This is a genomic window from Rhodoferax sp. (genome assembly GCF_013297935.1).
Taxonomy (GTDB): domain Bacteria; phylum Pseudomonadota; class Gammaproteobacteria; order Burkholderiales; family Burkholderiaceae_C; genus Allorhodoferax.
The window spans coordinates 44,980-61,761 of the sequence record NZ_JAAFIX010000011.1 but is presented as its reverse complement, the minus strand read 5'-3'; the positions used below and the strand labels follow the sequence as shown (position 1 = coordinate 61,761).

General features: G+C 60.2%; 17 protein-coding genes. 5 read left to right on the top strand and 12 right to left on the bottom strand.

Translation table 11 applies throughout. From position 1 onward, the window contains the following. The first annotated feature begins 170 nt into the window (after positions 1-170). A complete protein-coding gene (locus QZW03_RS14375) occupies positions 171-1,085 on the top strand; it encodes an adenylate/guanylate cyclase domain-containing protein (RefSeq protein ID WP_296510703.1) in 915 nt (304 codons plus the stop codon). A 54-nt stretch (positions 1,086-1,139) separates the two neighbouring features. Here QZW03_RS14375 and QZW03_RS14370 read toward each other — a convergent pair whose 3' ends face one another. From QZW03_RS14370 to mltG, 6 genes are all read right to left on the bottom strand, one after another. Further along, positions 1,140-1,799 (bottom strand): ankyrin repeat domain-containing protein, encoded by a 660-nt coding sequence (locus tag QZW03_RS14370; protein ID WP_296510702.1) that lies wholly within the window; start codon positions 1,797-1,799, stop codon positions 1,140-1,142. After that, entirely contained in the window at positions 1,796-2,587 is a 792-nt protein-coding gene (locus QZW03_RS14365) for a TatD family hydrolase (protein WP_296510701.1), read from the bottom strand. The genes QZW03_RS14370 and QZW03_RS14365 overlap by 4 nt, the downstream gene beginning before the upstream one ends. Positions 2,588-2,652: 65 nt before the next feature. Further along, entirely contained in the window at positions 2,653-3,015 is a 363-nt protein-coding gene (locus QZW03_RS14360) for a PilZ domain-containing protein (RefSeq protein WP_296510700.1), read from the bottom strand. Then, the gene (locus QZW03_RS14355) at positions 3,012-4,019 is read right to left on the bottom strand and encodes a DNA polymerase III subunit delta' (protein WP_296510699.1); all 1,008 of its coding nucleotides are present in this window, start codon (positions 4,017-4,019) and stop codon (positions 3,012-3,014) included. Before QZW03_RS14355 ends, QZW03_RS14360 begins: the two co-directional genes overlap by 4 nt. Continuing rightward, positions 4,016-4,672: a dTMP kinase gene (gene tmk, locus QZW03_RS14350; RefSeq protein ID WP_296510698.1), complete on the bottom strand. Its 657-nt coding sequence runs from the start codon at positions 4,670-4,672 to the stop codon at positions 4,016-4,018. The genes QZW03_RS14355 and tmk overlap by 4 nt, the downstream gene beginning before the upstream one ends. Positions 4,673-4,682: 10 nt before the next feature. After that, positions 4,683-5,699: an endolytic transglycosylase MltG gene (mltG, locus tag QZW03_RS14345; protein WP_296510697.1), complete on the bottom strand. Its 1,017-nt coding sequence runs from the start codon at positions 5,697-5,699 to the stop codon at positions 4,683-4,685. A gap of 10 nt (positions 5,700-5,709) precedes the next feature. Between mltG and QZW03_RS14340 the strand changes: the two genes are divergently transcribed. Continuing rightward, positions 5,710-6,639, top strand: a complete 930-nt coding sequence (locus QZW03_RS14340; protein WP_296510696.1) for a folate-binding protein — start codon at positions 5,710-5,712, stop codon at positions 6,637-6,639. 103 nt (positions 6,640-6,742) lie between these two features. Beyond that, positions 6,743-7,378: a protein phosphatase CheZ gene (locus tag QZW03_RS14335; protein ID WP_296510695.1), complete on the top strand. Its 636-nt coding sequence runs from the start codon at positions 6,743-6,745 to the stop codon at positions 7,376-7,378. Here the strand turns inward: QZW03_RS14335 and QZW03_RS14330 are convergent. Continuing rightward, positions 7,375-8,259: a YbgC/FadM family acyl-CoA thioesterase gene (locus QZW03_RS14330; protein WP_296510694.1), complete on the bottom strand. Its 885-nt coding sequence runs from the start codon at positions 8,257-8,259 to the stop codon at positions 7,375-7,377. The two genes, QZW03_RS14335 and QZW03_RS14330, sit on opposite strands and share 4 nt — an antisense overlap. A gap of 11 nt (positions 8,260-8,270) precedes the next feature. Continuing rightward, entirely contained in the window at positions 8,271-9,263 is a 993-nt protein-coding gene (locus tag QZW03_RS14325) for an alpha/beta hydrolase (protein ID WP_296510693.1), read from the bottom strand. Positions 9,264-9,318: 55 nt separating this feature from the next. On the opposite strand from QZW03_RS14325, the gene QZW03_RS14320 reads away from it, so the two are divergent. Beyond that, the gene (locus QZW03_RS14320; RefSeq protein WP_296510692.1) at positions 9,319-10,455 is read left to right on the top strand and encodes an iron-containing alcohol dehydrogenase; all 1,137 of its coding nucleotides are present in this window, start codon (positions 9,319-9,321) and stop codon (positions 10,453-10,455) included. Here the strand turns inward: QZW03_RS14320 and QZW03_RS14315 are convergent. From QZW03_RS14315 to QZW03_RS14300, 4 genes are all read right to left on the bottom strand, one after another. Further along, a complete protein-coding gene (locus tag QZW03_RS14315; RefSeq protein ID WP_296510691.1) occupies positions 10,452-11,438 on the bottom strand; it encodes an alpha/beta hydrolase in 987 nt (328 codons plus the stop codon). The genes QZW03_RS14320 and QZW03_RS14315 overlap by 4 nt on opposite strands. Continuing rightward, entirely contained in the window at positions 11,435-12,595 is a 1,161-nt protein-coding gene (locus QZW03_RS14310) for a phospholipase (protein WP_296510690.1), read from the bottom strand. Before QZW03_RS14310 ends, QZW03_RS14315 begins: the two co-directional genes overlap by 4 nt. A 7-nt stretch (positions 12,596-12,602) precedes the next feature. After that, positions 12,603-13,409, bottom strand: a complete 807-nt coding sequence (locus QZW03_RS14305) for an HDOD domain-containing protein (protein WP_296510689.1) — start codon at positions 13,407-13,409, stop codon at positions 12,603-12,605. A gap of 75 nt (positions 13,410-13,484) precedes the next feature. Beyond that, complete coding sequence (locus tag QZW03_RS14300; RefSeq protein ID WP_296510688.1) at positions 13,485-15,935, bottom strand: Tex family protein; 2,451 nt, start codon at positions 15,933-15,935, stop codon at positions 13,485-13,487. A gap of 80 nt (positions 15,936-16,015) precedes the next feature. Between QZW03_RS14300 and QZW03_RS14295 the strand changes: the two genes are divergently transcribed. Then, positions 16,016-16,756 (top strand): transporter substrate-binding domain-containing protein, encoded by a 741-nt coding sequence (locus QZW03_RS14295; RefSeq protein WP_296510687.1) that lies wholly within the window; start codon positions 16,016-16,018, stop codon positions 16,754-16,756. Positions 16,757-16,782: the final 26 nt, after the last annotated feature.

Below are 16,782 nucleotides of genomic sequence, written 5' to 3'. Positions count from 1 at the left end.
CATCACGCAAGAGGACGATCCATGTCAATGTTTCGCGAGTACAACACAAGTGGCGCAGATCGCTGCTCAAGTGACTTGAAGAATGGCATCTAACATAAAGCGATTTTTTGTTTTGGCATGTTGGTTTGCTCTAAACTCAAAGCCTAGAAGGTTTACACGAGAGTTCTCGGATGGGTATCCAGTCAACAGTTGTTTTTACTGACTTGCATGGCAGTACGGCTATGTTCGGCATGATGGGAAATGTCCGGGCGACTGACTTGATCACGCGGATTACAGATCGCATCTCTTCACTTGCGGGTGCTCACCAAGGGCAGTTGGTGAAGACTTTGGGTGATGGCGTAATGGTTGTCTTTTCTGATGCCAACAGAGCTGTCGATTTTGCAGTTGACGTCCAAAGGACTCATCTACGGCACACTCAGGGTCTGAACCCTCGGGATCAACTACCCGTTCGTATTGGTATTGCGTTCGGTGATATGGAGCAGACTGCTGGCGACTTCTACGGTGATGCGGTGAATGTAGCTGCGCGCCTGTGCGATTTATGCGGACCTAATCAAATATGGGCCAGCCAGGGCAGTGTTGATCGCTATGTCTATCACAGGGGCGTTTCCCTTCGGTCTCTTGGGGCGATAAGTATCCGTGGCAGGGACTTACCTTGTGAGGTAGTTCAAATCGAATGGAAAGAAGAGGAGTCCTCTGACTTTCTGACGATGCAGGCGCAAATCCTTGTGGACACTTTCGGCACTTCTGATGTGCTCGGTAAACAAGTGCGCTTGCAGTACCTCGATCAATCGGCCATCTTCCGCTCTTTTGACATGCCTGTTCACATTGGGCGTGTGAAGACTGCAGAGTTTGTTGTGACGGATCCTCGGGTTTCGAGGACCCATGCCCGTTTAGTTTGGCGAAATGGGGGCGTTATCGTTGAAGACCTTAGTAGCTATGGAACTTGGGTTCGCTTTGCAGATGATCTGAACGGAGATATTTTGCTGCGCCGGGAGGAGTGTGTATTACACGGATCGGGTGACTTGGCTTTGGGCGCGTCGTTTAGTGACCCAAGTGTGCCTAGCGTGAAGTTTGCAATTGCCTAAAGAATCACTTTGTCGCCATCTTTATTAACATAATATACATCGTATAAAGTACAACTACCACGTTCCCTTAGGCCGTCTGGCACGCAAAAATGCCCCAATGATTTCCGCAGACTCGGTTTTTTTGGCTTGCTGGGCAAAGTCCATTGCGTCGAGCCCTTTGTCGTTTTTGATGGTTGGGTCGGCTCCGGATTCAAGAAGTAACTTCACCGCGGAGCTATTCCCATACATCGCAGCCAGCATCAACGGTGTTGATCCGTTGGGTGACGCCGCGTCAATGTACGCAAAGTTCTCCAGGAGCAATCGAATCACCGGCAAATGCGCATTGGTTGCGGCATAGTGCAATGGTGTCCAGCCAGGCTTGTTGACGTCGGCATCTTTTGAAATGAGGTCGGTAGTCAGCGGCAGATTGCCGACGAAGGCCGCCAGCATCAGCGCGCTCTCATCCTGGGGTGAACGGGCTTCAACCCTTAGCTCGGGGTGATTGACGAGAAGTTCGGTGGACTTCACTGCACCGGACTTGATCGCCAGTATCAGAGCTGGCATGCCCCGAGGATTAACGGTGTTGGGGTCAAAGCCCCGGCTTAAGAGATTCCCGACAATCGCCGCGTTATCTTTTTCAATGGCATTGAAAAAATCTTCGTAAGACCCCGCATGGCTGTTCGCAACACCTAATAGTGCGAAGGAAAAAGCCCAGAACCTGAGAATCCGGATCATGTTGACACCTTGAACAAAACGTCAAAATTGCTGGAAGTCCGTTTGGCGATGTCCTCAATTGAACATTGTTTGATTGCTGCTAATTCCTTGGCAACCCATGGAACGTAAGACGGGTTGTTCGTCTTCCCGCGGTAAGGGACAGGAGCAAGATAAGGGCTGTCTGTTTCAATCAAAAGGCGATCCAATGGCACCAAGGCTGCAACGTCCCGGATGCTCTGTGCCGTTTTGAAGGTAATGATTCCTGAAAACGAAATATAGAAACCCAAGTCCAAGGCACGTCGGGCCACTTCAGTGTCTTCCGTAAAGCAGTGAAACACGCCCCCTGCGCTGTCGCTGTCCCCACACTCCCCTGCTTCTTTAAGCAATGCGAGCGTGTCTTCTGAAGCAGATCGCGTGTGGATCACAAGCGGCTTGTGTAGGGCACGGCCGGCAGCAATGTGGGTCCGGAAGCGATTGCGCTGCCACTCCATATCAGCAACAGACCTGCCATTCAGGCGGTAGTAATCGAGCCCTGTTTCTCCAATGGCCAGCACCTTGGAGAGCCGGCCCCATTCGAGCAACTTATCCAAGCTGGGCTCCGGGACGCCTTCGTTATCAGGGTGGACGCCGACCGTGGCCCAGATATGAGGCTGCGACAGGGCGAATTCATGCACCGTAGGGAACTCTTCCAGCGTCGTGCAAATACACATGGCACGGGTGACGCGGGCGGTCTGCATGGCATCTGAAATGCTTGGCCAGTTTGCGGCAAGTTCGGGAAAAGTGAGGTGGCAGTGTGAATCAGTAAACATGCGTAGTCCGCAACATACCGCGGCTGGCAATGACTTCTAATCCTGCGCCTAGCCGGTTGGTAGAGTTAAACCGTTTGGGTGGGGCGATCAGACGCCATATGTGCCCCGAGAATCTCTTCTATTTTGAGCTTCAGCGCGCGGGACTTTTCATCCTTAGGGAACAAAATCCCAACACCCTGCGTGCGCCCACCGGCCGCCTTGGCAGGCGTTACCCAGGCAACCTTGCCGGCGACCGGGTAGCGCTGCACATCCTCCGGCAAAGACAGCAAAACATAAACATCATCGCCCAATGCGTACTCCCGAGTAGTGGGAATGAACACCCCGCCCTCCGTAAACATGGGGATGTACGCAGCGTATAGGGCAGCCTTCTCTTTGATGGAAAGCTGAATGACACTGGGCCGTGCGCTGGGAATAGGGGTGCTGCTCATGGTTTCCTTGGCTGTCCGGAGTTTAGGACGGATTGGGCATTCGATACAAGTGACTCAGTCAGCAAGCCTGCGTTGAATGGGTGATCTATGGTTTTCATAGACTCTTTCAACTGGCGGGACCACGTTGACAGCGCCACCGTGTCGGGCTGAATCCCCTGAAACGCCTTCTTGGGGAAAAAGCGGGGTTCGGCTCCTACGGCGAGGGTCATCAAGTCGTGGCAGGTTTTTTGGACTGCATCCAGCTGGTGAGCGGCAGACCAGTCTTTAAAGACAGACCCATCCCCTGCCTTGAGGCTCAGCGGTATGTCTGCCCATCGGCTAAGGGCGTCCCCCGACCTCGCCAATGACAAAGCGACCTCCGGTCGACCGCCACCGGCCTGGAGTGCCGAAGCAATTTTTGTTGCGTCCACTCCTTGCCCTGTCAGCCAGGCTGCGGCGTCCTGCGGGGTCGGCCAAAGGAGCGTGTGTGAGATGCAGCGACTACGGATGGTCGGTAACAACTGATGCGCAGATTCGGTTGCCAGCACAAAGCGGACATCCCCGGCAGGCTCTTCCAGGGTCTTCAGGAGCGCGTTGGCAGTTACGTGGTTCATTTGTTCCGCGGGAAACACCACCACGACCTTGCCCCGGCCTCTCGCACTCGTGCGCTGAGAAAATTCCACCGCGTCGCGCATTGCGTCGACCCTGATTTCTTTGCTGGGCTTGCGCTTCTTGTCGTCAATCTCGCTCTGTGCCTTTTCACTCAAGGGCCATTCGAGCTCCAGCACCGTGGTTTCCGGCATGAGCATGCACAAGTCGGCATGGGTGCGCACATCGATGGCGTGACAGCTTCCACAGGTGCCACAGGCACCCTCCCCGCTGGCGTTTTCACACAGCCAGGCCCGGGCAAGCTCCATGGCCAGTGTGTAGTGGCCGAGGCCCGACGGCCCTTGCAGCAGCCAAGCGTGTCCTTTCTGGCTGAGTAATACGCCGCGCTGGTGCGCAATCCAAGATGCGACTGTCATTCCGGGATGTACCCACGCTGACGAAGTACCGCCAACACATTTGCCCGAACGGCATCTTGCGTCTGGTCTGCATGGACCCGCGCAAACCTCGTCGCATCGGCTGCTGCCCGGCGCGCATAGCCTTGCGCGACATTCTCAAAGAACACCTGCGGCTGAGACTCGAATTTGTCTGGCACCCGCGCATGCGAGAGCCGTTGTGCGGCCACTGCCGGCGGCAAGTCAAACCAGATGGTGAGGTCCGGTTTGACCAACGAGGCTCGCACGCCTGGCGCAGCCTGAGCTTCTGTGGACTGAACCCACTTCTCTAAGGTCTCCAGAATGCCCCAGTCGAACCCACGGCCGCCGCCCTGATACGCAAAGCTGGCATCGGAAAAACGATCGCAAAGCACCACATGGCCTTGTGCCAGTGCCGGCAGGATGACCTGCTGTAAATGGTCACGCCGGGCGGCAAAAACGAGCAGCGCCTCAGTCATGGCATCCATGGAATCATTCAGGACCATGGTGCGCAAACGTTCGGCCAGCGGAGTTCCTCCAGGTTCACGGGTGAGCGTCACTGGTGCACCGCTGGCCTCAAAGGCTACGCGAACGGCATCGATGTGCGTCGACTTGCCCGCGCCATCAATACCCTCAAAACTGATGAATAGTCCCTGCATGCTCTTGGGCTCAACGCCCTCTCTGGTACTTGTTGACGGCTTGATTGTGCTCGTCCAACGTCACGCTGAACTGGCTGCTACCGTCGCCCCGGGCTACGAAATAAAGTGCTTTGGAAGCCTCCGGCTGAACGGCGGCCAATAGCGCTGACTTGCCGGCTAAAGAAATAGGGGTCGGCGGGAGTCCGCTGCGGGTGTAGGTGTTGAAAGGCGTGTCGGCCTGCAAATCGGCTCTGCGCAGATTGCCGTCAAATTGCTCACCAAGCCCATAAATCACCGTTGGATCCGTTTGCAGGCGCATCCCGATCTTCAGCCGGTTGTGGAAAACGGCTGAAATCAGCGCCTGGTCAGCCGTCCGGCCAGTCTCTTTTTCGATAATGCTGGCCAGCACCAGCGCCTGCTCCGGCGTTTGCAGGTACTGGCCGGGCTGGCGCAAACTCCAAGCTGCTTCAAGCTGCTTGTCCATGGCCTGCAAAGCACTTTTGAGCACATCCAGATCACTGCTGCCTTTGGCATAGGTGTAGGTGTCGGGGAAAAAGCGCCCCTCGGGCGCCTGCCCCGCGCGGCCGAGCGCCGCCATCACATCGCTGTCCGACAGACCTTGGGTTTGGGCCTTCAGAAACTCCGCCTTGGCCAAGGCCCGTCTCGCCTGAGGGAAGGTCCAGCCTTCCACAATGGTGACCGTGCGCAAGACCTGGTCACCCTGCACCAGCTTCACTAGAAGATCGCGGGGGGTAGTTCCTTGATTAATCTCGTAGCTGCCCGCCTTGATCTGGCGCGACTTGCCGGACAGGCGGAACCACGCATACAACAGGTCGGCCGACACGTCGACACCGGCGTCCTGCACCCGCTTGGCCACTTCACGTGAGCTGGCCCCGGCGGCGACTTGCAGGTCGACCACCTCCGCCTGCTGCGCCATCGGCGTGTGAACCCAGGCAAAAGCACCGGCGAGCACGGCGGCAATGGCCAGAACGACCGCAATAAAAAAGCGCACAGCCCTACTTCCTGTCTGGATCAAACCGCGAATCATAATTCAGCCTATGACCGCATCGAACCCCGCTCCCTCTTTTGCCCTGCCTTTTGGCGTAGTCCGTTTGAACCACTGGGGTGTTATCGCCATCGAGGGCGATGACGCTGCCAAATTCATCCATGGCCAGCTCACCCAGGATTTCTCGCTCTTAGGAACCGACCAAGCACGGCTGGCCGCGTTTTGCAATGCCAAAGGGCGGATGCAAGCCAGCTTTATCGGACTCAAGCGCGAAGATGGAAAAATTTTGCTCCTCTGCAGTAAAGACTTGCTGGCACCCACGCTCAAGCGGCTCTCCATGTTTGTCATGCGCTCCAAAGCCAAGTTGTCGGACGCAAGCGAAGCCTACGACCTGTGGGGCCTGGCGGGCGATGCTACAAAAAACATAGCTAATGGCGCATATTCCATATGGGCTAAGACCGAATTTGATCAGAATTCTTTGGTCGCGCTGTACCCTGCGGGGAGCACGGCACGACAAATCCTCATAGCGCCTGCTGGGGCGCCGCAGCCCGCAGGGCCCGCGTTGCCACTCGACACCTGGCAATGGGGCGAGGTGGCTTCCGGGGTGGTGATGGTGACGCAGCCGGTGTTCGAGGCCTTTGTTCCTCAAATGTTGAACTACGAATCCGTCGGCGGCGTGAGCTTCAAAAAGGGCTGCTACCCGGGGCAAGAGGTGGTGGCTCGCAGCCAGTTCCGCGGCACCTTGAAGCGGCGCGCCTACCGGGTTCACACGACCGGCCCGCTGACTGCGGCACAGGAAATTTATGCCGACGATGATCCGGAGAATGTGGTGGGTCAGGTCGTGCAGTCGGCGGCCCACCCCGCTGGCGGCTATGAGGCAGTTGTTGTGCTGCAAACCTCCAGCCAAGCCGGGAAGCTGTCGGTTGCCGGTGCCGAACTGACGGTGTTACCCCTGCCCTACGCCCTCTTGGAAGATATTTGAGGCCGGTTTACCCTCCGATTTTCAGGATTAAGGTGGCACGCCGGCGGTTTCGCACTTCATAATAAGAATAGACCGACAACGCGCCGAAGGAACCCGCTCGCTTATGTCCACACCTCTCAGCAAAGAAGAAGCGTTTGCCCGTTTGGGATCCATCACGCGGGAAATGCACGAAGCACTCTCGGTGTTGGGTAGCAACCAACTCCACAACATCGTTGAAGAAATTCCCAACGCAAGGGACAGATTGGCCTACGTGGGCAAGATGACGGAGGACGCGGCCAACAAGGTGCTGAATCTGGTGGAGGCCGCCAAGCCGGCCTGTGACGACTTGGCCAAACGGGGCGACGAGTTGGGCGAGGCACTCACCCGCCTCGCTCAGAACCCTGACTACAGCGACGACAAAGCGAAGGGGCTGTTGGTGACTTGTGGCAAGTTTGCCCATTCGACGGCAGAGTTTTCTTCCAAGCAGTCCGAAGTGCTCAGCGACATCATGATGGCGCAGGATTTTCAGGACTTGTCCGGTCAGGTCATCAAGAAGGTGATCGACATCATCACCCGTACCGAAATGCAGCTGGTGCAGCTGCTGCTCGACAGCAGCCCCGAGGCAGTAGCGACTCCGAAAGTAGCCGATTCAGGTACAGGCGTATCCGTGGATGACCATGTCCTGGAAGGACCGCAGACCGCCGACAACGCTCTCAAGCAAGACGATGTCGACGATCTGCTGGCGTCCCTGGGGTTCTAAGACTTCACGTTTGTGAGAGCCCAGCGGAGCTCCATCTCCTGATGGGCAATGCCGGCCTCCACGAACTCCGGCCCCACGGGCTTGAAACCTTCCTTGAGGTAGAAACCGACCGCACTGGCTTGCGCGTGCAGGACGATGGCGGAGTCTCCCCGCTGGCGCGACGCTTCCATCAGCGCATGCAACACCGTTCGCGCCAAGCCTTGGCCGCGCAGTGCCTTGTCCGTCACCATCCGGCCGATGCGACCCGTACCGGGTGCATGCACCAGCAGCCGTCCGCTCGACACGGCGCGCCCCAAACCATTGCACACCATTACATGAACCGCAGACTCGTCCGCCGCGTCGCACACCAGGTCGGCTGCAATGCCCTGTTCTTTCGCAAAGACCGCATGGCGCAAGGGGGTGATGCAGTCTTTGTGGGTCTGCCAGTCGCCCAGTGTGGTGTTGACTGCCGGTGCGCCGCTTTCCCATGCCGATAAAGCCGATTTAAGCGCCAAGGGCACAGGGAGGGAGGTCCGCGACTGCGGGTCTGCAAACACATAAATCAGCTCGGCGCTCGTCAGCAACACGCCTTCGCGAAACACCGCCCCATCAAAACGCAACGAACTCGTGCCGATCGACTGCAGCCGCAGCGCGACCTGCAAGCCCTCGTCATACAGCGCCGGAGCGTGGTACTCCAGCGTCGCCTTTTTCACGAACAAATCTCCGCCCAGGGACTCCATGGTGTCGCTGTAGGGCAAGGCCAAGGCACGCCAATACGCGGCCATGGCCGTGTCGAGGTAGGTGAGATAGTGCGCGTTGAAAACAATCTTCTGCATGTCCACCTCAGACCAGCGGACGCGCAGCGGGTGGAGGAATTTGAAGTCCTGGGGTGTCCATGTCATGGTGCGGGTTCCTATGTGAGTTGAAAGGCGGCTCGCAAAGCGCGGGCAGCGTCCTGGTGGGCGGTGTGGGCCTCCGGCAGGGCCCGCCCCATTTTGATGAACTCATGCACGACGCCGCGGTAAATCTCCAAGTCCACCGCCACGCCGGCCATGCGCAGCCGGTCGGCATACAAAACGCCTTCGTCCACCAGCGGGTCACATTCGGCCAGGCCTACCCACGAGGGTGCCACGCCACCCAGGTCGACCTCGAAGCCGTCCGGGCGCTTGCCGTCCAGCGGGGCAAAGCGCCAGTCGTCGCGGTCGGCAGGTGTGCGCACGTAGTGCCCGAAGAAGTAACTGATGCTCGGCTCCTCCAGCACAAAACCTTTGGCGAATTTGCGGTGAGAGGCCGTGTCCTGGTGGCCCGCGCACCCCGGGTAAAACAAGAGCTGCAAGGCCAGCGGCAGCTGGTGGTCGCGCGCCTCAATGGCGCAGGCCGCTGACAGTGTGCCGCCCGCACTATCGCCGCCGACTGCGAGGCGCGAGGCGTCCAGGCCGCGCTCGGGGCCATGCCGGGCGATCCACTGCAAGGCATCCCAGCAGTCTTCATGGGCCGTGGGAAACTGGTACTCCGGCGCGAGCCGGTAGTCCAGCGAGACCACCGCGCAGCCTGCCAGGTGTGCCAGCCTGCGACACAGGCCGTCGTGGGTGGCAATGCTGCCTACCGTGAAGCCGCCTCCGTGCAGGTAGAGCAAGACCGGCAAAGTTCCGAGCGTGGTGGCGTAATGCCGCGCTGGCAGCAGCGTGCCGTCCCGCGCGGGAATGGTGAAGTCTTCCACGCGGAGCACTTTTTGAATCGGCAGCTCCAGCACATTGGCCGCTGCGGCGTAGGCGGCCTTGGCCTGGGTGGCGTTCATGGCGTGCATGGGCACGTGCCCCGCCCGCGCAATGCTGTCCACTACCTTCAGGGTGGCGGGTGTGAGCAAATTGCGGGGATTTGCGTGGGGGTCAAAGTGGTGACTCATGAGAGGCGGTGAAATCGCTACAGTCGGAATTCGTTCAATCCTACACGGCGGCACCATGTCTTTGATCTACTACGTGACCCAGATTCAGTTCGATTGCGGCGCCATCCGCCTGCTGCGCAGCGAGTGTGAGCGCATTGGTATTTCACGGCCTTTGATCGTGACGGATGCGGGCGTGAAGGCCGCCGGCATTTTGCAAAAGGCGCTCGATGCGCTGGGGGGAATGCCGTACGCCGTGTTCGACCAGACGCCGTCCAACCCCACCGAGGCCGCCGTCCGGGCCGCCGCCGACATGTACCGTTCTCAAGGGTGTGATGGCCTGATTGCCGTGGGCGGAGGCTCGGCGATCGATTGCGCCAAAGGCGTGGCCATTGCCGCTACCCACGAAGGCCCCCTCACCCACTACGCGACCATAGAGGGCGGCTCGGTGCGGATTACCGATCAGGTGGCCCCCCTGATTGCGGTCCCGACCACCAGCGGCACCGGGAGCGAAGTGGCCCGGGGCGCCATCATCATCGTCGACGACCACCGCAAGCTCGGCTTTCACAGCTGGCACCTGGTGCCCAAAGCGGCCCTCTGTGACCCGGAGCTCACGGTGGGGCTGCCCCCGCGTCTGACAGCGGCAACCGGCATGGATGCCGTGGCCCACTGCATGGAGACCTTTATGGCGGCCGCCTTCAACCCGCCTGCCGATGGCATTGCTCTGGATGGCTTAGAGCGTGCGTGGGCCCACATCGAGCGCGCCACCACCGATGGCCGGGACCTGGAGGCCCGCACCCAGCTCATGAGTGCCAGCATGCAGGGCGCCATGGCATTTCAGAAAGGGTTGGGTTGCGTGCATTCGCTCAGCCACAGCTTGGGCGGGGTCGACCCGCGCCTGCACCATGGCACCCTGAACGCCATGTTTCTGCCCGCGGTGATTGCCTTCAATGCAGAAGCCGAGTCGGTGCAAAAAGACAAACGGCTGCAGCGCATGGCCCATGCGATGGGGCTGCAGAGTTCGGGGGATCTCGGTGCTGCGGTCAAAGACATGAATGCCCGCTTGGGGCTACCCACCGGTTTGGCTGCCTTGGGCGTGCGCGAGGAGCAGTTTGAGCAGATTATTGGTGGTGCTCTTGCGGACCACTGTCATAAAACCAACCCCCGCCTGGCCACGGTAGAGGACTACCGCCACATGCTGCTGGCGGCCCTTTAGCGAGCCAGCGCGCCGGCTAAGGCGGGGCTGAGCCCGCCTATGAATTGCTCGACCGCCAGGGTGTAGGCTCCGGCGCTGCCCAAGTCCTTGTTGATATCGCCGTGGCTCATGTCTTGTCCGAGCAGCACCACTTTGACGCCCAAGCTGGTGGCATGGGCGCTGAATACTTTGGCTTGGGCACAGGAGTCTTCGCGCCGGGTCGAGCACACCGCGAGCATGGGTTTGGCGCCTGCGTGCAATTGCTGCAGCGGGGAAACGGCCTTCCAGAAATCCGGGTCGGTGCCAAAAGCCGGGTCATAGAGCTTGAAATGGCGCTGCTTCATGATGGGGGCAACATCCAGCGCCGCACTGTCCAACAACACCGCACCCAGCCAGGGTTGGGCTCCGGCCTGCGGCCCGTAGACGGGTGAAGATGCCAGCAAGGCAACCAAGTGAGCTCCCGCCGAATGCCCCATCAAGACAAATTGTTTGGAATCCGCGCCCCAACCCGGCGCCTTGGACTGTGCTGCAGCCAGAGCGCGGGCCACATCGCGGACCTGGTCCAAGGGGTCCGCTTCGGGGAGCAGGCGGTTGTTGACCGATACAAACACAAACCCCTTGGCCAGCCAGCGATTGGCCTTGTTGTCCACCACATTGCTGTTGCGTTTGTCGCCGGTACGCCAGGCACCGCCATGCACCATGAAGATGACCGGCGCTGCCCCGCTCGCGCTGCCTTCCGGCAGGTAAACATCCATCTTTTGCCGGGCGTCATTGCCATAGGGCACATCGCGCAGGACTTTGAGCCGGTTGTCACTGGAGGCGTTGCCGTCCGGGTCTTCCAGGCCCTCGTCTGCGGCCGTTCTTCCGGCACCTTCGCGGCGCTCCATCAGGTGCTGCTTGATCCGGTCTAGCATGGGCCCGGCCCATACCGGCGCGGCGGGCGCGAGCAGGCACAGACTGAGCAACATGGTGAGGGCTGCAGGCGGGAAGCGCAGGAAGGTCATAGCGGGTGTACCAAGTTCATGTCGGGCTTGTCCAGCCAGGCGATGAACTCGTCCACCAACTGCTGGCTGGCACGGGTGGCGCGTGTCCACGCCTTTACCCGTGCATCCAGATCATTGCCGTAGTGCGTAAAGTCTGTGCGGTCCGGAAGTTTGCTGTTCGGTAAAGTTTTCACCCACTCCGGATCGGGCGCCAGGAGCACCATGGTGTCTAAAAACGGGCTGCTCCGGTGCCGCCACTTCAGGCCTTTGTCGAGCCAGCCCGGCACCACGCTTTTCTGAAAATGCGGATACAGCACGAGCTTTTTAGCATCATTTATGCCGCTAGCCCTCGTGGAATATGCGCTAGTAGCTCCTGAATTGATAGCACTTTGCGCCAGGCCGGGAGCGGCGTAGTTCAGGTGCAGGTGGTAGTCGGTAATGCCGCCATCCCAATAGGCGCCCGGCGGGGCACCGGGAATGTCTTGAATAGCCCGCAGCACAAACGGAATAGAGCAGCTCGCTTGCAGCGCGGGGTTGAAGTTCGCATCGTCCAGCAGCACCCGCCGTGTCCGGTAGTCCCGCGTGTCAAACGGCAAGGGGGCCATCGCCTGCCCTGCTCCACCGGTGGAAAACACCACCCGCTCCAGCCAGGCCCCCATGGCCTTGCGTTGGACGGTATTGGTCAAAAAAGCCCCCAGATAGCCCAGCGGGGTACGCAGCTTGTGTTCGGTACCCAGCAGGTGCCGGCCCCGGGAGGTCACGATGTGCAGCCGGTAGCGCGGGTGGTTCAGCACTTCGGGCACCCGCCCGCCATAAAAGGCCAGCAGGTTGCGCCCGAAGGTTTCGCTCACCTGGTCTGCGCTCACCCTTTTCTGGCCCGGGGCGAGCTCATAGTGCTGGTGAATGTAATCGTGCTCCAGCCGCTCAAAGGCGGCCACCGGCTCATGTAAACAAGCGGTAGCCATGCGCCAGGCGCCTATCGAGGCGCCCACCAGGTCTACCGGTTGGCTGGAGCGGAGTAGCCAATCGCCGAACAAAAACCGGTCCATCGGGCCGAGGATCAGCCCCTTGGGGCCGCCGGCTGCACCGGGGATCGTGCCCACGTGCTCCGGCTGCAAACCTTGGGCAGCCAAAGATGCACGGGCGGTCGGGCCCGCATAAATTCGAAGAGCTCTCATGGTGCGGTCAGGTGTGGGCTGCCCAGTCAAACGGGTCTTGCTGCAGCACCATGTCAATGTTCAGGCCCAGGGCCACACCCACTGCATCGGGGTAGGTCACGGCCAGGCCTTTTTCGGTGAGGCGCGCCTCCTTGGCGCGTGCGCGCCAGGCGGCCAGGTGAATCACCCCCGCCAGCGGTTCGTACACATTGTTCTCAAACGGCGCGTACTGGTGTTCGATAGCGTCCACCATCGGCTTCGGGAATTGCCACATGCGCGCATAACCGGCGCCTACGCTGGAATAGCAGTAGCCCAGCACGCTGCGCTCCACAAACGCTCGCTTGAGGCCGAGGGCGGGAATCTCCTGGTCGAGCATGGCGCACACATCGGGCATGGCCAGGTGCATGGCCAACTCCCCGACCCCATGAATCAAGCCGGTCGTGAACGCCGCCTGCGGATTCAAGCGCACCAGCGTTGCCAGTGAGCGGGAGAGTTTTGCCACATTCAGGCTGTACTCCCAAAACTGGGGCAACTGAATGCCGGGCACCGCCTTGGGCGAGGCCGCGGCGGCCGCCAACTGGGCCATGCTTTGCACGTGGCTGAGGTCCAGCAAGGCCAGCGCTTCGGATACTGTGCTGATCTTGCCCGATTGTTGAAAAAAGCTGGAGTTGGCCAGTTGCAGCAAACGGGTGGTGAGCGCCGGGTCGGTACTAATCAGGCGGTTGACCTTGTGCAGGTCAACCTCTGGGCGCTCCAACTCGCTCAGCAACAGTGCCACCACTTTGGGAATGCTGGGCAGATGGAACTGCTGCTCCAACAAAGCACTGAGATTCATGGCGCAAGCCTCCAATGCAAGAAACAACGTGGGTCAATTATGTCCTGTGCGCAGCCCGCGCACAGGACAGACACCTTATCGCTTGAGCTTGGCAAATGCCGAGGCCATGGCCGAGTTGCCCGAGGGGGCGTTATCGCGGTAGCTGCCCGCTTGGCGCTCGCCACGGGCCGGACCCTGGTAGCGGTTATCACCGGCTTTTTGGCCACCAGCCCCCTTAGCGCCTGCGGGAGCTGCTCCTATTTTCATAGTCAGGCCGATGCGCTTGCGGGCCACATCGACCTCCACCACCTGCACTTTGACGATGTCGCCGGTTTTGACGACCTCGCGGGCATCGTTCACAAACTTGTGCGCCAGTTGGCTCACATGCACCAGACCGTCCTGGTGCACGCCCAGGTCGATGAAGGCGCCGAACTGCGCCACGTTACTCACGGTGCCTTCCAGAATCATGCCTTCCTTGAGGTCGGCAATGTCTTCCACACCATCGTTGAAGCGGGCGACCTTGAAGTCTGGGCGCGGGTCGCGGCCGGGCTTTTCCAGCTCGGTGAAGATGTCTTTGACGGTGATCACACCAAACTGCGGGGAAGCAAACAACTCAGGCTTGAGCGTTTTGAGCATGTCGGCCCGGCCCATGATCTCGGCCACCGGCTTGCCGGTTTTCACCATGATCTGCTCCACCACGGGGTAGGTTTCGGGGTGCACGCCAGTCATGTCCAACGGGTTGCTCCCGCCGCGTATGCGCAAAAAGCCTGCCGCCTGCTCAAAGGTCTTGGCACCCAGGCCGGTCACCTTCATCAAGTCCTGGCGGCTACCGAAGGCGCCGTTGCTCTCGCGCCAGCGCACCACGGCTTTGGCCACGGTGCCCGACAGGCCCGACACGCGGGATAGCAGCGGCACCGAGGCCGTGTTCAGGTCCACGCCCACGGAGTTCACGCAGTCTTCCACCACCGCGTCCAGCGTTTTGGCAAGCTCGCTCTGGTTCACATCGTGCTGGTACTGGCCCACGCCAATGCTCTTGGGGTCGATTTTCACCAGCTCCGCCAGCGGGTCTTGCAGGCGGCGGGCAATAGAGGCCGCGCCGCGCAGGCTCACGTCGACATCGGGCATTTCTTGCGAGGCAAATTCGCTGGCGGAGTACACCGAGGCGCCCGCCTCGCTCACCACCACCTTGTCAATTTTCAGCTCCGGGGCGCCGGCTTGGTCGGCCATCTTGGCCAGGAGCTTGATGAGGTCGGCGGCCAGCTTGTCGGTCTCGCGGCTGGCGGTGCCGTTGCCGATGGCAATCAGGTTCACGCTGTGCTTGGCGCAGAGCTTGCCCAAGGTGTGCAGCGAGCCTTCCCAGTCTTTGCGGGGTTCGTGGGGAAACACGGTGGCGGTGTCTACCAGCTTGCCGGTGGAGTCCACCACGGCCACTTTCACGCCAGTGCGGATGCCGGGGTCCAGACCCAGCACCACGCGCGGGCCGGCAGGGGCCGCCAGCAGCAGGTCGCGCAGGTTATCGGCAAACACCTTGATGGCGACTTTCTCTGCGTCTTCGCGCAGGCGGGCAAACAGGTCGCGCTCGGTGGACAGGCTGAGTTTGACCTTCCAGGTCCAGGCCACGCACTTGCGCAGCAAGTCGTCGGCCGCGCGGCCTTGGTGGCTCCAGCCCAGCTTGAGCGCCAGGCGCCCTTCTGCCAAGGACACCACCGCTGCAGGGCGCACAGGTTTTGCTACAGAATTAGGAGCTGCTTGCGCAGCAACAGCGGGGGCTGGAGGCACATTTGGCTCTGGAAGCACCAGCTTGGCATCCAGAATATCCAGCGAGCGGCCACGGAACACCGCCAGCGCACGGTGGCTGGGCACGCGGCCGATGGGCTCGTCGTAGTCAAAGTAATCGCGGAACTTGGCCACATCGGCGTTGTTTTCATCCTTGCCGTCCATCAGCTTGGAGCGGAACAGGCCTTCCTGCCACAGCCACTCGCGCAGGTCCTGCACCAGCACCGGGTCTTCGGCCCAGCGCTCGCTCAGAATATCGCGCACTCCGTCCAGCACCGCCAGGGTGTTGGAGAAATCAGGCTGCTTGTCGGCGATCTGCTCCGGCGTGAGCGGCGGCTTGACATAGGGCAGCGCGGCGTCAAGCGGTGCCAAGGTGGGGTCGGCAAACAAGGCGTCGGCCAGCGGCTCCAGACCGGCTTCTTTCGCCATCTGGCCTTTGGTACGGCGCTTGAGCTTAAAGGGCAGGTAAATGTCTTCTACCTCTTGCTTGGTGGCGGCGGCATCAATGGCCACCAGCAGCGCCGGGGTGAGCTTGCCTTGCTCGTCAATCGCTTTGACCACCGCCTCTTTGCGGTCGCGCAGTTCGCGCAGGTAGCTCAGGCGGGCTTCCAGCTCGCGCAGCTGGATATCGTCCAGCCCGTCGGTCACTTCCTTGCGGTAGCGGGCAATAAACGGAACCGTGGCCCCGCCATCCAACAAAGCGACAGCGGCTTCGACCTGCTGAGGGCGGACCCGGATTTCTTGCGCAATTTGCGCGATGATTTTCTGCATTGCGAAAAAACCGGCCTGAACCGGTGATGGAAACCAATCAAGGGCGCGAGTGTGCCACAGAGAGCCCCTACACTTTGTCAATGCGTTACGCACGATTTTTATGGCTCGGTGTTTGTCTGGCTGCCTGTCTGGCGGGCGGGGTCCGTGCGCAGGTCGTGAGCGTTGCGCTGGGCTTGAACAAGCCACCTTATGTCATGGATGGCGGCCAGGCGGGCTTGGAGGCCGACATTGCGCGCCAGGCGCTGCAAGCCGTGGGCCTGGGCATGCAGGCGCAGCAACTCCCGCCTTCCCGCGGGTTGATGTTGTTTCGGGCAGGTCAGCTAGACATGCTGCTCACGGTGGACGAAGGTATCGGCGACCTCGGGTTCTTTTCGGAGGTGTACATCTCCAACCAAAACGTGGCCATCTCCCTGGCGGCACGCAACGTCACGGTGAGGCGCATTGAGGATTTGTCGGCCTTCTCGGTCGCCGCTTTCCAGAATGCAAGCCTGTTGCTCGGAGAGCGCTTCAAAGCGGTCGCCCGTCAGCACCCCCGCTATACCGAGTACCCCCTGCAAGTCACTCAAAACAACTTGCTGTTCGCCGGGCGGGTGGACATCATCATTGGTGACCGCCGCATCCTGCACTATTTGTTGCGGGAGGTGGAGCCGCAGTTTGACAACAGCAAGCCCCTCACCGTCCATCCGATTTTTCCGCCTAGCCCGCGCAAAGCGGTTTTCAAAGATGCCGCCCTGCGGGACCAGTTCAACGCAGGGCTCAAAATCATTCAAGGCAACGGCGTGTACGACGCCATTCTGAAAAAATACGCACTTGTGCAATAAGCGCAGCCCCCAAGCCCGCTTTCTAG

Coding starts and splice junctions, on each gene's coding strand:
- QZW03_RS14370 (WP_296510702.1), bottom strand. CDS start 1,799: ATGATCCGGATTCTCAGGTTCTGGGCTTTTTCCTTCGCACTATTAGGT.
- QZW03_RS14315 (WP_296510691.1), bottom strand. CDS start 11,438: ATGACCTTCCTGCGCTTCCCGCCTGCAGCCCTCACCATGTTGCTCAGT.
- QZW03_RS14295 (WP_296510687.1), top strand. CDS start 16,016: ATGCGTTACGCACGATTTTTATGGCTCGGTGTTTGTCTGGCTGCCTGT.
- QZW03_RS14310 (WP_296510690.1), bottom strand. CDS start 12,595: ATGAGAGCTCTTCGAATTTATGCGGGCCCGACCGCCCGTGCATCTTTG.
- QZW03_RS14320 (WP_296510692.1), top strand. CDS start 9,319: ATGTCTTTGATCTACTACGTGACCCAGATTCAGTTCGATTGCGGCGCC.
- QZW03_RS14355 (WP_296510699.1), bottom strand. CDS start 4,019: ATGACAGTCGCATCTTGGATTGCGCACCAGCGCGGCGTATTACTCAGC.
- QZW03_RS14330 (WP_296510694.1), bottom strand. CDS start 8,259: ATGACATGGACACCCCAGGACTTCAAATTCCTCCACCCGCTGCGCGTC.
- QZW03_RS14365 (WP_296510701.1), bottom strand. CDS start 2,587: ATGTTTACTGATTCACACTGCCACCTCACTTTTCCCGAACTTGCCGCA.
- QZW03_RS14360 (WP_296510700.1), bottom strand. CDS start 3,015: ATGAGCAGCACCCCTATTCCCAGCGCACGGCCCAGTGTCATTCAGCTT.
- mltG (WP_296510697.1), bottom strand. CDS start 5,699: ATGATTCGCGGTTTGATCCAGACAGGAAGTAGGGCTGTGCGCTTTTTT.
- QZW03_RS14335 (WP_296510695.1), top strand. CDS start 6,743: ATGTCCACACCTCTCAGCAAAGAAGAAGCGTTTGCCCGTTTGGGATCC.
- tmk (WP_296510698.1), bottom strand. CDS start 4,672: ATGCAGGGACTATTCATCAGTTTTGAGGGTATTGATGGCGCGGGCAAG.
- QZW03_RS14340 (WP_296510696.1), top strand. CDS start 5,710: ATGACCGCATCGAACCCCGCTCCCTCTTTTGCCCTGCCTTTTGGCGTA.
- QZW03_RS14300 (WP_296510688.1), bottom strand. CDS start 15,935: ATGCAGAAAATCATCGCGCAAATTGCGCAAGAAATCCGGGTCCGCCCT.
- QZW03_RS14325 (WP_296510693.1), bottom strand. CDS start 9,263: ATGAGTCACCACTTTGACCCCCACGCAAATCCCCGCAATTTGCTCACA.
- QZW03_RS14375 (WP_296510703.1), top strand. CDS start 171: ATGGGTATCCAGTCAACAGTTGTTTTTACTGACTTGCATGGCAGTACG.
- QZW03_RS14305 (WP_296510689.1), bottom strand. CDS start 13,409: ATGAATCTCAGTGCTTTGTTGGAGCAGCAGTTCCATCTGCCCAGCATT.